Below are 12,390 nucleotides of genomic sequence, written 5' to 3' on the forward strand. Positions count from 1 at the left end.
CCGCCCCGGCAAATCAACTGCGCTTGAGGCGGTATTCGGCGCTGCGGGCATGCGCCTGCAGGCCCTCGCCATAGGCAAGTTCCGCGGCGATCTGGCCCAGCATCTGCGCGCCCGCCTCGCTGACCTCGATCAGGCTCGAGCGCTTCTGGAAGTCATAGACGCCCAGCGGCGACGAGAAGCGCGCGGTGCGCGAGGTCGGCAACACGTGGTTCGGGCCCGCGCAGTAGTCGCCCAGCGATTCGCTGGTGAACTGGCCCAGGAAGATCGCGCCGGCGTGGCGGATCTTCTCGGCCCACTGGCGCGGATTGAGCGCGGAGATCTCCAGGTGCTCGGGCGCGATCGCGTTGGCGATGTCGCAGGCCTCGTCCATGTCGCGTACCTTGATCAGCGCGCCGCGGCCGCCGATCGAGGCCGCGATCACGTCGCGGCGCGGCATGTCGTCGAGCAGGCGGCGGATGCTGTCCTCGACCTTGAGCAGATAGCCGGAATCCGGGCACAGCAGGATCGACTGCGCCATCTCGTCGTGCTCGGCCTGCGAGAACAGGTCCATCGCGACCCAGTCCGGGTCGGTGCTGCCGTCGCAGATCACCAGGATCTCGGACGGGCCGGCGATCATGTCGATGCCGACCGTGCCGAACACGCGGCGCTTGGCCGCGGCGACATAGGCGTTGCCCGGGCCGACGATCTTGTCGACCTGCGGCAGCGTCTCGGTACCGTATGCGAGCGCGCCGACCGCCTGGGCACCGCCGATGGTGAACACGCGGTCGACGCCGGCGATCGCCGCGGCCGCCAGCACCAGCGGGTTGCGCACGCCGCCCGGGGTCGGCACCACCATGATCACTTCCTTGACGCCGGCGACGCGGGCCGGAATCGCGTTCATCAGCACCGATGACGGATAGGCCGCCTTGCCGCCCGGCACATAGAGGCCGACGCGATCGAGCGGCGTCACCTTCTGGCCGAGCACGGTGCCGTCGGCCTCCGCGTATTCCCAGCTATGGCTGCCGCATTCGATCTTCTGCTTCTCGTGGTAGGCGCGCACGCGCGCCGCGGCCGCCTCGAGCGCGGCGCGGCGTTTGGGCTCGAGCTCCTCGAGCGCGGCGTCCATCTCGGCCGGCGACAGTTCCAGCGCGGCCAGCGATTCGGCTTCGACACGGTCGAAGCGCATCGTGTATTCGAGCACCGCGGCATCGCCGCGCACCTTGACGTCGGCCAGGATCTGCGCAACGGCGCGCTCGATGGCCTCGTCCTCGCCGGCCTCGAAGGCCAGCAGCTGGCGCAGCCGCACGGGGAAGTCCGTGCTGGCCGAGTCCAGTCGGCGGATGTTCAGGCTTTGTTCGTTCATGACTCCATTCCCCGGGCCGTCGGCCATGGCATCACGCCACGGCCGCGGAGGCCCGTTCAAACGCTTCGAGGATCGGCGCCAGCCGCTCGCGCTTGAGCTTGAGCGCGGCCTGGTTGATCACCAGGCGCGACGAGATCTGCACGATCTCCTCGACTTCCACCAGATTGTTGGCGCGCAGCGTGCCGCCGGTGCTGACCAGGTCGACGATCGCATCGGCCAGCCCGACCAGCGGACCGAGCTCCATCGAGCCGTACAGCTTGATCAGATCGACGTGGACGCCCTTCTTGGCGAAATGCTCGCGCGCGGTCTGTACATACTTGGTCGCCACCGCCAGCCGCGCCCCCTGCCGTACCGCGCGGACATAGTCGAAGCCCGCCGGCACCGCCACCGACATGCGGCAGCGGGCGATATTCAGGTCGATCGGCGCATACAGGCCGGCCATCCCATGCTCCATCAGCACGTCCTTGCCCGCCACGCCAAAGTCGGCGGCGCCGTACTGCACATAGGTGGGCACGTCGGAGGCGCGCACGATGATCACGCGCACGTCCGGGTCGGTGGTCGGCAGGATCAGCTTGCGCGAGGTTTCCGGGTCTTCGGTGACCTCGATGCCCGCGGCCGCCAGCAGCGGCATGGTTTCGGTAAAGATCCGGCCCTTGGATAGGGCCAGGGTCAGCTGGTTCGGAGAAGGGCTCATTGTCTTGTTCGTGGGTCAGCCGGCGATGCGGCGGATGCGCGCACCGACTGCGGACAGCTTGTCTTCCATGCGGTCGTAGCCGCGGTCCAGGTGGTAGATGCGGTCGATCACCGTTTCGCCGTCGGCGATCAGGCCGGCAATCACCAGGCTGGCCGAGGCGCGCAGATCGGTCGCCATCACGCGCGCGCCCGACAGGCGCGGCACGCCGGTCACCACCGCGGTATTGCCTTCGACCGCGATATTGGCGCCGAGCCGGTTCAACTCCTGCACATGCATGAAGCGGTTCTCGAAGATCGTCTCGGTGACCCGCGCCGTGCCGTCGGCCACGCAATCGAGCGCCATGAACTGCGCCTGCATGTCGGTCGGAAAGGCCGGGTATTCGGAGGTGCGAAAGCTGACCGCCCGTGGGCGCTGGCGCATCGACAGCCGCACCCAGTCGGCGCCGCGCTCGATCGATGCACCGGCTTCAACCAGCTTGTCGAGCACCGCGTCCAGAATGACCGGCGGGACATCGCGCACCACCACCTCGCCCAGCGTCGCCGCGGCGGCGCACAGGAACGTGCCGGCCTCGATGCGATCGGCAATCACGCGATGCTCGGCCCCGTGCAGGCGCTCGACGCCGTGAATCACCAGCCGGTCGGTGCCGATGCCCTCGATGCGGGCGCCCATGCTCACCAGCAGGTTGGCCAGGTCGGTGACCTCGGGCTCGCGCGCCGCGTTCTCCAGCACGGTCTCGCCCTCGGCCAGCGTGGCCGCCATCAGCAGGTTCTCGGTGCCCGTCACCGTGATCATGTCCGTGACGATGCGCGCGCCCTTGAGCCGGCGCGCACGCGCGTGGATGAAGCCGTGCTCGATCGCGATGTCGGCGCCCATGGCCTGCAGGCCCTTGATGTGCTGGTCGACCGGCCGCGCACCGATGGCGCAGCCGCCGGGCAGCGATACCCGCGCCTCGCCCAGGCGCGCGACCAGCGGCCCGAGCACCAGGATCGACGCGCGCATGGTCTTGACCATTTCATAGGGCGCCTCGGGCGAGAGGATCGCGCCCGCGTTCAGCGTCAGGTGCGTGCCGTCCTGCTCGACCTGCACGCCCATCTGGCGCAGCAGCGCCAGCATGGTGCGCACGTCCTGCAGATCAGGCACGTTGTCCAGGGTCAGCGTGTCGGCCGTCAGCAGGCTCGCGCACAGGATCGGCAGGGCGGCGTTCTTCGCCCCCGAGACGCGGATTTCGCCGCGCAGCGGTCCGTTGCCGTGGATTTCGAGTTGATCCATGAGGATGCGCGGCCGCTCAGCGCTGGCCGGGCTGGCCGGCATGTTCGCCCTGCCCGCCTTGCCATTCGGCCGGCGTCAGCGTCTTCATCGACAGCGCGTGGATCTCGGCCCGCATGCGGTCGCCGAGCGCGGCATAGACGCGCTGATGGCGCTGGATCAGCCGCTTGCCCTCGAACTCGGCGCTGACGATGGTGGCGAAGAAGTGCTGGCCGTCGCCCTCCACTTCGAGGTGTTCGCAGGGCAGCCCCTGGGCGATGTAGTCCCTGACTTGTTCCGGTGTAGGCAGCATGGTGAATCTCGTTTCGTCTGTGTGCGTCCCGCTCTCGCGCCTGTCGGCCCGGCCTGGTCTCGCAAGATCAGTGCCGCAGCTTGTAGCCGGTCTGCAGCAGCCGCAGCGCGATGGCCGCGACGACCGCGAAGGCGCTCGCCACCACGGCCAGGCTGAACCACGGCGACACGTCGGAGACGCCGAAGAAGCCATGGCGGAACCCGTCGATCATGTAGAAGAACGGGTTGGCGTGCGACACCGTCTGCCAGAACGCGGGCAGCGAGTGGATCGAATAAAACACGCCGGACAGGAAGGTCGCCGGCATGATCAGGAAATTCTGGAAGGCGGCCAGCTGGTCGAACTTCTCGGCCCAGATGCCGGCGATCAGGCCCAGCGTGCCCAGCATGCCGGCGCCGAGCAGCGCGAAGACGACGATCCAGGCGACATTGGCCACATGCAGGTCGGCGAACCACACCGTCACCAGCAGCACGCCCAGGCCGACCGCCAGCCCGCGCACGATGGCGGCGGTCACGTAGGCGCCAAACATCTCCCAGTGCGACAGCGGCGGCAGCAGAACGAACACCAGGTTGCCGGTGATCTTGGACTGGATCAGCGACGACGAGCTGTTGGCGAACGCGTTCTGCAGGATGCTCATCATCACCAGCCCGGGCACCAGGAAGGCGGTGTAGCTGATCTGGTCGTAGACGCGGACGCGGTCCTCCAGCACATGGCCGAAGATCAGCAGATAGAGGATCGCGGTCAGCACCGGCGCGGCCACGGTCTGGAAGCTGACCTTCCAGAAGCGCAGCACTTCCTTGTAGAGCAGCGTGCGAAAGCCCACCAGGCCGCCCACCGCCATCGGCGCCAGGTGCCGGCTGTCGTCGCCCCCGCCGTGACGGGCGTCCTGTTGCGCCTGATCGAGTCCGGCAGGATGTTTCATACCGGGCTCTCCAGCGAGGAAGGGGTGGCATTGACCGGTTCGGTCGGGGCCGCGGAGCGCTTGCCGCCGTCGCCGCTCGCGCCGCCGTCAGCGTCCCTGTCCGCGTCGCGGTCCGCTCCGGCGTCACGCGAAGCCGGCTTGCGCCCTTCTCTCCCCATGATCTGCACGAATACGTCCTCGAGGTCGGCCTTGTTGATTTCCATGTCTTCGATTTCGCAGCCCGCCTCGCGGCAGGCCGCGAGGATCGGTTCGACTACCTGGTAGCCGGACAACCGCAGCCGGATCGCGCGCTCGCCCGGATTGGACGGCATCCGCAGCGGCTCCAGCGAGGCCGGCAGACGGCCGGCCGACAGCGTCAGCACCAGTTGCAGGCCGGCGAACTGGCTCAGCAGGCTGCTGGTGCGGTCCAGCGCTACCACCTCGCCGAACTTGAGCATCGCGATGCGGTCGCACAGGGCCTCGGCCTCTTCCAGATAGTGGGTGGTCAGGATGATGGTATGACCTTCGCGGTTCAGCCGGGAGATGAATTTCCACAGCGTCTGGCGCAGCTCCACGTCGACGCCCGCGGTCGGTTCGTCCAGCACGATCACCGGCGGACGATGCACCAGCGCCTGCGCGACCAGCACGCGGCGCTTCATGCCGCCCGACAGCTGCCGCATGTTGGCGTCGGCCTTGTCGGTCAGGTCCAGGTTGGCCATGATCTCGTCGATCCAGTCGTCGTTGCGGGTCAGGCCGAAATAGCCCGACTGCAGCCGCAGCGTCTCGCGCACGGTGAAGAACGGATCGAACACCAGCTCCTGCGGCACCACGCCCAGCATGCGGCGCGCCACCCGGTAATCGCCGACCACGTCGTGGCCGTGCACGCGCACCTGGCCCGAGTCGGCCCGGTTCAGTCCGGCGAGGATCGAGATCAGCGTGGTCTTGCCCGCGCCGTTGGGGCCGAGCAGGCCGAAGAATTCGCCGCGCTCGACGCTGAAGCTGACGCCCTTGAGCGCCTGCAGATTGCGGTAGCGCTTGCGGACATCCTGGATTTCGATGGCTTTCATGGCCGATATCGTCTGGCGGGCGTGCGAGCGTCGCGCTGCCGCGCCGGGCTCCTGGAAATGGCGGGGACCGCCTGAGGGTGATACAGCTGCCGGACTGGTCGCCCGCCTGGCTTGCCGGCTGCCGGCGTGGCAGGCGCATCGCGCGTTGGCGCGCGGGCGGTGCTGACGAACGAATAACCCGGAATTATAGGGGATGCGAGGAGGTCCTCGCTTGGGACGCGGCGTCGGCTGGCGGCCGGCGCCGAGGCATCGCGACGGTGCCGGCGCGGGCCATCGCCCCGCGCTCACCGCGGATGCCGGTTCAATGTCGATGCAAGCCGGCTTGCTCGAGGGGGGCGGCGGCCGAAGCAGGCGCGGATTCGGTCCTGGATTCGGCGACAGGTTCGGCCGCAATGTCGGCCGCAGTGTCGGCAACCGCTTGCGCCGGCACCGATGCCGGGTCCTGCGGCGACAGCGCCAGCAGCGTATCGACCCCGTACAGGCTGGCGAGCGCGGCCAGTTGCTGCGGCACGCCGACGAACGCCAGGGTCCGGCCGCGCGCGCTGGCATCGCGATGCAGCGCCAGCATCACGGCCACCGCCGACGAATCGACCTGTCCGAGCGCGCTGCAATCGACCTGCGCTTCCCCTTGCGCGACGCGCGCGGCCGCATCGCGCAGCACGGCGGCGGCGTTGCGGTTGGTCAGCGAGGTTCCGAGTGAAAGCATCGAGGCGGTCGGTCGGTAAGGGGCTTGGTCGGGGCAAAACGGCCGGTGCGGGTGAAGCTTGCGCACCGAGCCGGCATTGTAACGCGGCGCAGCATCCACGTGCTGCGCCGCGTCGTCACGGCATGGCAGCCGCGCCAGGGCTCGACTTGCTCTGCTGGCTTAGCCGGCTTAGCCCTTCGCGCTGGCCAGCTGGCGGTTGCGGTCCTGCAGGGTCTTGATCACGCCTTCGATACCCTGCTGGCTGGCGATCGTGTTGAAGCTGCCCTTGTAGGCTTCGGTCAGCCAGGCGCCCAGCACGTTGATGTCGTAGACCTTCCAGCCCTGCGGCGTCTTCTCCAGGCGGTAGTCCATCTGGATCGGCTCGCCCTTGTTGATGACCTGGGTGCGCACGGTGACCTCGGTGTCTTCCGGCGCCGCGCGGAACGGGCGGAACTGCACGGTCTGGTCGCGGATCTGGGAGACGGCGCCCGCATAGGTGCGGATCAGCAGCATCTTGAATTCCTCGACGATCTGCTTCTGCTGCTCCGGCGTCGCCTTCGCCCAGTTGCGGCCCATCGCGATCTGCGTGGTCTTCTGGAAGTTGGCGTTCGGCAGGATCTTCTGCTCGACCAGCGCGGTGATCTTGGGGATGCTGCCGGCCTGCATTTCCTTGTCGGCCTTGACGGTGGCCATCACGTCGTCCACCAGCGCCTTGATCAGGCCGTCCGGGGTCGAGGTGTCCGGGCTCTGGGCCATGGCCGCGCCGGCCATGGCGAAGGCGGCGATGAAGGGAAGCAACAGTCGCTTGAACATGGTTTTTCCTTGTCTATCTTGTTCCGCCGGGGGCGGCGGGGGGTGCGTTGAGTTGGAGAGCGCGCACCCCGGGCAAGTTCATGGTGCCGGGGGCGCGGGGCGCTGGCACCGGTTATCACAGTTTGTTGCAGCGGTGACCGGGCGCTCACAAAGCCGGCGGGCCGCCCGTCGACCGCAGTGACGCCGGCGCCTCCCAGCGTCAGGGTCAGCGTCGGTGTTCAGCAATCCCTCACAGGCCAAGCCGCCCGGGCGACAGCGACGGCGCCACCGGCGGCACCGGCATGGTCTGGCCGGGCAGGCTTTCGCCCGAACCGGAGCTCGGGGGCGTCGGCTTGGCGTCGCCGTCGACGCCATCGTCCTCGCGGTCCGGCGGATTGCCGTCGTAGACCAGGTACTCGCGGCGCTGCAGATAGGCGTCGCGCATGAACGAGTAGCGGTCCAGCGCGGCCATCTCGACCAGGCTGCTGGCGCCCAGCAGCTCGGCGCGGGCGCTGACCACGCGCACGCCGATCAGCGTATTGCGCATCCAGACCGGATGCAGGTAGGCCGACGGGTCGGCCTGCCGGTCGACCAGCATGCCGCCGGTGTCGCGCACCGTGCTCGGACCGAACAGCGGCAGCACCAGGTACGGGCCGGGCGGCACGCCCCACACGCCCAGCGTCTGGCCGAAGTCTTCCTTGTACTTGGGCAGGCCGGCCGGCGTGGCGATGTCGATCAGGCCGCCGATGCCCAGCACGGTGTTGATCGCCACCCGCATGGTGTCCTCGGCGAAGCGCGTCGGCTTGCCCTGCAGCAGGTTGTTCAGCGCCGAGTAGACGTCGCTGACGTTGGAGAACACGTTGCTGACCGCGGTGCGCACCGGCGACGGCACGTAGTCGGCATAGACCTCGGCGATCGGGCGCATCACGCCCTTGTCGAAGTCCTCGTTGATCTTGTTGACTTCGCGGTTGAACGGCTCGAGCGGGTCGCGCGGATTGGCGTCCGGCCCCGTCGCGCAGCCCGCCAGGGCGACCGCCATCGCGCCGGCCAGCAGCCAGCGCCCGTGAACTCCCGAACCCCTCATTTCTCCGCTCCCGTGCCGCCCGCGTCGGCCGCCTTGTTGTATAGGAACTGCCCGATCAAATTCTCCAGCACCACGGCCGACTGGGTCATCGTGATCCGCGCGCCGTCGGCCAGCATGGCGGTATCGCCGCCCGCTTCGAGGCCGATGTATTGCTCACCCAGCAGCCCCGACGTCAGGATCTTGGCCGACGTGTCCTTGGGAAACTGGTAGCGCTGCTCCAGGTGCATCGTCACCGTGGCCTGGTAGTTCTTGTCGTCGAAGCTGATCTGCGCGACGCGGCCCACCACCACGCCGGCGCTCTTTACCGGAGCACGTGCCTTCAGCCCGCCGATATTGTCGAAGCGGGCCTGCACGGTGTAGGTGTCCTCGAAGGTGAAGGCGCTCATGTTCCCGGCCTTCAGCGCGAGGAACAGCAGGGCCACGAAGCCGGCCACCACGAACAGCCCCACCCAGAAATCGAGTGCGTTCTTTCTCATCGGAATTCTCTAGTTCAACCAGCGGGATGCGACGGCGCCCATGCGGGGCTCAGGTACTGAACATCAGCGCCGTCAGCAGGAAATCGAGCCCCAGCACGGCGAGCGACGCGATCACCACGGTGCGGGTGGTGGCGCGCGACACGCCCTCGGGCGTCGGCTTGGCCTCGTAGCCCTGGTACAAGGCGATAAACGTCACGGCAATGCCGAAGATAAAGCTCTTGATGACGCCGTTCAGCACGTCGTCGCGCACATCGACGCCGCCCTGCATCTGCGACCAGAAGGCGCCGGCGTCGACGCCGATCAGCTGCACGCCGACGATGTAGCCGCCCAGGATGCCGACCGCGCTGAAGATCGCCGCCAGCACCGGCATCGCGATCACGCCCGCCCAGAAGCGCGGCGCGACCACGCGCTGCAGCGGGTTCACCGCCATCATTTCCATCGCGGTCAGCTGCTCGCCCGCCTTCATCAGGCCGATCTCGGCGGTCAGCGAAGTGCCGGCGCGCCCCGCGAACAGCAGCGCGGTCACCACCGGCCCCAGCTCGCGCACCAGCGACAGCGCCACCAGCAGCCCTAGCGCCTGCTCGGAGCCGTAGCGGTTCAGCGTGTAGTAGCCCTGCAGGCCGAGCACGAAGCCGACGAACAACCCGGACACGGCGATGATCACCAGCGACAGGTTGCCGACGAAGAAGATCTGGTCCGACACCAGCCGGAAGCGGCGCAGCATCGACGGCGACATCGCCAGCATCGCGAAGAACATGCGCGTGGCCATGCCCAGGCCCTCGACGCTCTGGCGCACCGCCGAGCCGATCATCGCGATGGCGTTGTAGAGCGCGCCCATCACCGCCCCGCCCCGCCGACGAAGTCCTCGGCGAGCGACGGCCCGCCGTAGTGGAACGGCACCGGGCCGTCGGCCTCGGCATGCACGAACTGGTGGACGAAGGGATCGGTCGAGGCGCGCAGCGCCTCGGGCTCCCCTTCCGCCGCGATGCGGCCTTCGGCGATGAAATACACGTAGTCGGCGATCTGGAAGGTCTCGTGCACGTCGTGCGACACGATGATCGTGGTGGCGCCGAGCGCGTCGTTCAGCGTGCGGATCAGCCGCGCGGTCAGGCCCAGCGAAATCGGATCGAGCCCGGCAAAGGGCTCGTCGTACATCAGCAGCGAGGGGTCCAGCGCGATGGCCCGGGCCAGCGCCACGCGGCGCGCCATGCCCCCCGAGATCTGCGCGGGCATCAGGTCGCGCGCCCCGCGCAGGCCCACCGCGTTGAGCTTCATCAGCACCAGGTCGCGGATCATCGACTCGGGCAGGTCGGTGTGTTCGCGCAGCGGGAAGGCGACGTTGTCGAACACCGACAGGTCGGTAAACAGCGCGCCGAACTGGAACAGCATCCCCATCTGCCGCCGCGCCGCATACAGGCCGGCGCGGTCCAGCGCCGGGATATCGGCGCCGTCGAAGCGGACATGGCCGCGCTGCGGCCGGACCTGGCCGCCGATCAGCCGCAGCACGGTGGTCTTGCCGCAGCCGGAGCCGCCCATGACCGCGACGACCTTGCCACGCGGAATCCGCATGGACAGGCCCGACAGGATGGGCTTGCCGCCCGCCGCATAGGCGAAGTCGACCGCTTGCAGCTCGACGAGGTTGGGTGTGGTTTCAGTCACGTTGGCATCGCTAGGGACGGTCGGCATTATAAGTGCTAATACCTATACTCGTCCGGGCGCGTGCCGGGCAATGCGCCCGCGATGAAATGCTGCAACGCGGCGCGACGTGCGCTATCGGGCGACGAAGCGGAATCGGTTGCGTTCCGGGCCAGGGCATGGCAGTGCCCCGCGGCCCGGCGCCCTCCCAGTTGACGCCTCCCAGTTGACGCCTCCCAGTTGGCGCCCTTCCAGTTGACGCCCTTCCAGTTGACGCCCTTCCAGTTGACGCCCTTCCAGTTGACGCCCTTCCAGTTGACGCCCTCCCAGTTGACGCCCTCCCAGTTGACGCCCTCCCAGTTGACGCCCTCCCAGTTGACGCCCTTGTCGCTGACGCCCTTCCGCTGATGCCCTTCCCCGCAACGCCGGCCGTGGGAGGAGACTCAAGGTTCGACCGGTCCGCCGGCCTGCCGCAGGATCACCTGCCACTGGATCGATTCCGAGCGGATCGAGGTGGCGAAGGCCTCGGGCGAGTCGCGCAGCGGCGTCAGCCCTACCGATTCCAGCCGGCGCGCGACGTCCCCCTCGCGCACCACCTCGTCGAGCACCGTGGCCAGCTTCGCCACGATCGCGCGCGGGGTCTTGGCGGGCGCCAGCACGCCCAGCCACGGCCCCGCGCCGTAGCCGTCGAGTCCACTCTCGTGCAGTGTCGGCACGCCGGGCGCCAGCGACGAACGCGCCGAGCCGGCCACGCCGAGCAGCCGCAGGGTGCCCTCGCGCACATGCTGCTGGACCGCCGCGAAGTTGCAGAAGCAGGCACTGATGCGGCCGGCCAGCATCTCCTGCACCAGGGCCGCCTCGCCCTTGGCAGTCACCAGCGGCACGCCATTGGGGATGCCGCGCACCGCGTATTCCGCATACAGATGGGCCGGGGTGCCGGCCTGCGCCGTGCCGACGCTGTAGGCACCCGGGTTGGCGCGCACCGCCGCCAGCCACTGCTGCGCCGTGCGGATCGGCAGCCGCGCGTCGATCACCAGGAACAGCGGCATCGCCGCGACCCGCGCCACCGGCGTGAAGTCGCGCACCACATCGTAGGGCAGCGGCTCCACGCCGGACTGGATCAGCATGGTGGACTGGTGCAGCAGCAGCGTGTGGCCGTCGGAGCTGGCCTTGGCGACCACGTCGCCGGCGGTGGTGCCATTGGCGCTGGGACGGTTGTCGACCTCGACCGGCACGCCCAGCTTGGCGGTCAGCTTCTCGGCCAGCGTGCGGGCGATGGCGTCCGGCACGCCGCCGGCGGGAAACGGCACGACCAGCCGCAATGGGCGGGCGGGGAACGACATCGGGGCGGAGCGTGCGGCGGAGGATGGCGCCGCAGATTGCGCGGTGGCGGGCGCGCTGGATGGCGCGGCGGATCGCGCGACCGGGGGTGCGGCCAGCGCGTCGCTGGCCGGGCCGAGGAGAGCCGACAGAAGGCACATCATGACCGCCGCGCGCCCGGGGCCGGAAGCCGCGCCCGGCCGCGCGGTGCGCGCGCCGGTCGCCGTCACGGCGGGGAAGTGCAACGTCGCCTTACCTCGCCAAAGCCGCGCAAGCATGCGTACTTCGGGCATCGAGATCCTCCGGGGCGCCGCGCTGGCGGGGCGCCTGGATTGGCAGACAGGGGTGAGCGAGGCAGCGTTGTTCTTGCTGTGGACGATTGTACGGAGTCGGTTCCGGCGAGCACAGACCGCGTTAACCATAGCCGGGTCAACCCCGACGCACATCGGGCGGCCGCCTGGTTGCGGAGTGGTCCCCTGTTGCGGAGTGGTCCCCTGTTCCGGAGTGGCCCCTGTTGCGGAGTGGTCCCTGTTGCCGAGTGGTCCCTGTTGCGGAGTGGTCCCTGTTGCGGAGCGGTCCCTTGTACGAAGCGTTGACCGTTGCGGACCGGTCGTCCATTGCAAAGCGGCTCGCCGATTGCCGAGCCCTATAATCCGCGCCATGTCCGAATTCCTGTTGCGGCCGATGGCGGCGGCCGATCTGCCCGATGTGCTGGCAGTGCAGGCGCAGTGCTACCGCCCCGAACTGATCGAATCGGCCGACGTGCTGGCCAGCCGCCTGGCGCTGGCGCCGGCGCTGTGCTGGGTCGCCGCGCACGCCGGGGCGCCGCGCCGGCTCGC

At 68.9% G+C, this 12,390-nt stretch carries 14 protein-coding genes (1 of these 14 only partly in view); 1 reads left to right on the forward strand and 13 read right to left on the reverse strand.

The features are described from left to right. Positions 1–13 precede the first annotated feature (13 nt). From hisD to K7G19_RS23930, 13 genes are all read right to left on the reverse strand, one after another. Positions 14–1,342: a histidinol dehydrogenase gene (hisD, locus tag K7G19_RS23870; protein WP_149319712.1), complete on the reverse strand. Its 1,329-nt coding sequence runs from the start codon at positions 1,340–1,342 to the stop codon at positions 14–16. 31 nt (positions 1,343–1,373) lie between these two features. After that, positions 1,374–2,036: an ATP phosphoribosyltransferase gene (gene hisG / locus K7G19_RS23875; protein ID WP_149319713.1), complete on the reverse strand. Its 663-nt coding sequence runs from the start codon at positions 2,034–2,036 to the stop codon at positions 1,374–1,376. Between the two features lie 15 nt (positions 2,037–2,051). Then, on the reverse strand, positions 2,052–3,305 hold the full coding sequence (gene murA / locus K7G19_RS23880) for a UDP-N-acetylglucosamine 1-carboxyvinyltransferase (protein ID WP_149319714.1): 1,254 nt from the start codon (positions 3,303–3,305) through the stop codon (positions 2,052–2,054). Positions 3,306–3,321: 16 nt separating this feature from the next. Further along, complete coding sequence (locus K7G19_RS23885) at positions 3,322–3,594, reverse strand: BolA family protein (RefSeq protein ID WP_149319715.1); 273 nt, start codon at positions 3,592–3,594, stop codon at positions 3,322–3,324. Positions 3,595–3,661: 67 nt separating this feature from the next. Then, complete coding sequence (locus K7G19_RS23890) at positions 3,662–4,432, reverse strand: ABC transporter permease (protein ID WP_149319765.1); 771 nt, start codon at positions 4,430–4,432, stop codon at positions 3,662–3,664. 77 nt (positions 4,433–4,509) lie between these two features. Beyond that, entirely contained in the window at positions 4,510–5,559 is a 1,050-nt protein-coding gene (locus K7G19_RS23895; protein WP_226109496.1) for an ABC transporter ATP-binding protein, read from the reverse strand. Between the two features lie 301 nt (positions 5,560–5,860). Continuing rightward, positions 5,861–6,364 carry a lipid asymmetry maintenance protein MlaB gene (locus K7G19_RS25140; RefSeq protein WP_370639595.1) on the reverse strand — a complete coding sequence of 168 codons (504 nt, stop codon included), beginning with the start codon at positions 6,362–6,364 and terminating at the stop codon, positions 5,861–5,863. A gap of 69 nt (positions 6,365–6,433) precedes the next feature. Further along, complete coding sequence (locus K7G19_RS23905) at positions 6,434–7,057, reverse strand: phospholipid-binding protein MlaC (RefSeq protein ID WP_149319718.1); 624 nt, start codon at positions 7,055–7,057, stop codon at positions 6,434–6,436. Between the two features lie 229 nt (positions 7,058–7,286). After that, complete coding sequence (locus K7G19_RS23910) at positions 7,287–8,120, reverse strand: VacJ family lipoprotein (RefSeq protein ID WP_149319719.1); 834 nt, start codon at positions 8,118–8,120, stop codon at positions 7,287–7,289. Beyond that, positions 8,117–8,596, reverse strand: a complete 480-nt coding sequence (mlaD, locus tag K7G19_RS23915; protein WP_006575761.1) for an outer membrane lipid asymmetry maintenance protein MlaD — start codon at positions 8,594–8,596, stop codon at positions 8,117–8,119. The genes K7G19_RS23910 and mlaD overlap by 4 nt, the downstream gene beginning before the upstream one ends. A gap of 49 nt (positions 8,597–8,645) precedes the next feature. Beyond that, positions 8,646–9,434, reverse strand: a complete 789-nt coding sequence (gene mlaE / locus K7G19_RS23920) for a lipid asymmetry maintenance ABC transporter permease subunit MlaE (RefSeq protein ID WP_226109498.1) — start codon at positions 9,432–9,434, stop codon at positions 8,646–8,648. After that, positions 9,434–10,282: an ABC transporter ATP-binding protein gene (locus tag K7G19_RS23925; RefSeq protein ID WP_255650892.1), complete on the reverse strand. Its 849-nt coding sequence runs from the start codon at positions 10,280–10,282 to the stop codon at positions 9,434–9,436. Before K7G19_RS23925 ends, mlaE begins: the two co-directional genes overlap by 1 nt. 392 nt (positions 10,283–10,674) lie before the next feature. Next, positions 10,675–11,844 carry a tripartite tricarboxylate transporter substrate binding protein gene (locus K7G19_RS23930; protein ID WP_226109500.1) on the reverse strand — a complete coding sequence of 390 codons (1,170 nt, stop codon included), beginning with the start codon at positions 11,842–11,844 and terminating at the stop codon, positions 10,675–10,677. Between the two features lie 367 nt (positions 11,845–12,211). Between K7G19_RS23930 and K7G19_RS23935 the strand changes: the two genes are divergently transcribed. Then, positions 12,212–12,390 carry the 5' portion of a GNAT family N-acetyltransferase gene (locus K7G19_RS23935; RefSeq protein ID WP_226109502.1) on the forward strand. 352 nt of this gene lie beyond the right edge of the window, so 179 of the gene's 531 nt are visible here — the first part of the coding sequence; it begins with the start codon at positions 12,212–12,214; its stop codon lies beyond the right edge, outside the window.

This window comes from Cupriavidus sp. DB3 (assembly GCF_020418465.1).
Taxonomy (GTDB): domain Bacteria; phylum Pseudomonadota; class Gammaproteobacteria; order Burkholderiales; family Burkholderiaceae; genus Cupriavidus; species Cupriavidus cauae.

Coding starts and splice junctions, on each gene's coding strand:
- K7G19_RS23930 (WP_226109500.1), bottom strand. CDS start 11,844: ATGCCCGAAGTACGCATGCTTGCGCGGCTTTGGCGAGGTAAGGCGACG.
- K7G19_RS23905 (WP_149319718.1), bottom strand. CDS start 7,057: ATGTTCAAGCGACTGTTGCTTCCCTTCATCGCCGCCTTCGCCATGGCC.
- mlaE (WP_226109498.1), bottom strand. CDS start 9,434: ATGGGCGCGCTCTACAACGCCATCGCGATGATCGGCTCGGCGGTGCGC.
- murA (WP_149319714.1), bottom strand. CDS start 3,305: ATGGATCAACTCGAAATCCACGGCAACGGACCGCTGCGCGGCGAAATC.
- hisG (WP_149319713.1), bottom strand. CDS start 2,036: ATGAGCCCTTCTCCGAACCAGCTGACCCTGGCCCTATCCAAGGGCCGG.
- K7G19_RS23910 (WP_149319719.1), bottom strand. CDS start 8,120: ATGAGGGGTTCGGGAGTTCACGGGCGCTGGCTGCTGGCCGGCGCGATG.
- K7G19_RS23890 (WP_149319765.1), bottom strand. CDS start 4,432: ATGGCGGTGGGCGGCCTGGTGGGCTTTCGCACGCTGCTCTACAAGGAA.
- hisD (WP_149319712.1), bottom strand. CDS start 1,342: ATGAACGAACAAAGCCTGAACATCCGCCGACTGGACTCGGCCAGCACG.
- mlaD (WP_006575761.1), bottom strand. CDS start 8,596: ATGAGAAAGAACGCACTCGATTTCTGGGTGGGGCTGTTCGTGGTGGCC.
- K7G19_RS23885 (WP_149319715.1), bottom strand. CDS start 3,594: ATGCTGCCTACACCGGAACAAGTCAGGGACTACATCGCCCAGGGGCTG.
- K7G19_RS23925 (WP_255650892.1), bottom strand. CDS start 10,282: ATGCCGACCGTCCCTAGCGATGCCAACGTGACTGAAACCACACCCAAC.
- K7G19_RS23895 (WP_226109496.1), bottom strand. CDS start 5,559: ATGAAAGCCATCGAAATCCAGGATGTCCGCAAGCGCTACCGCAATCTG.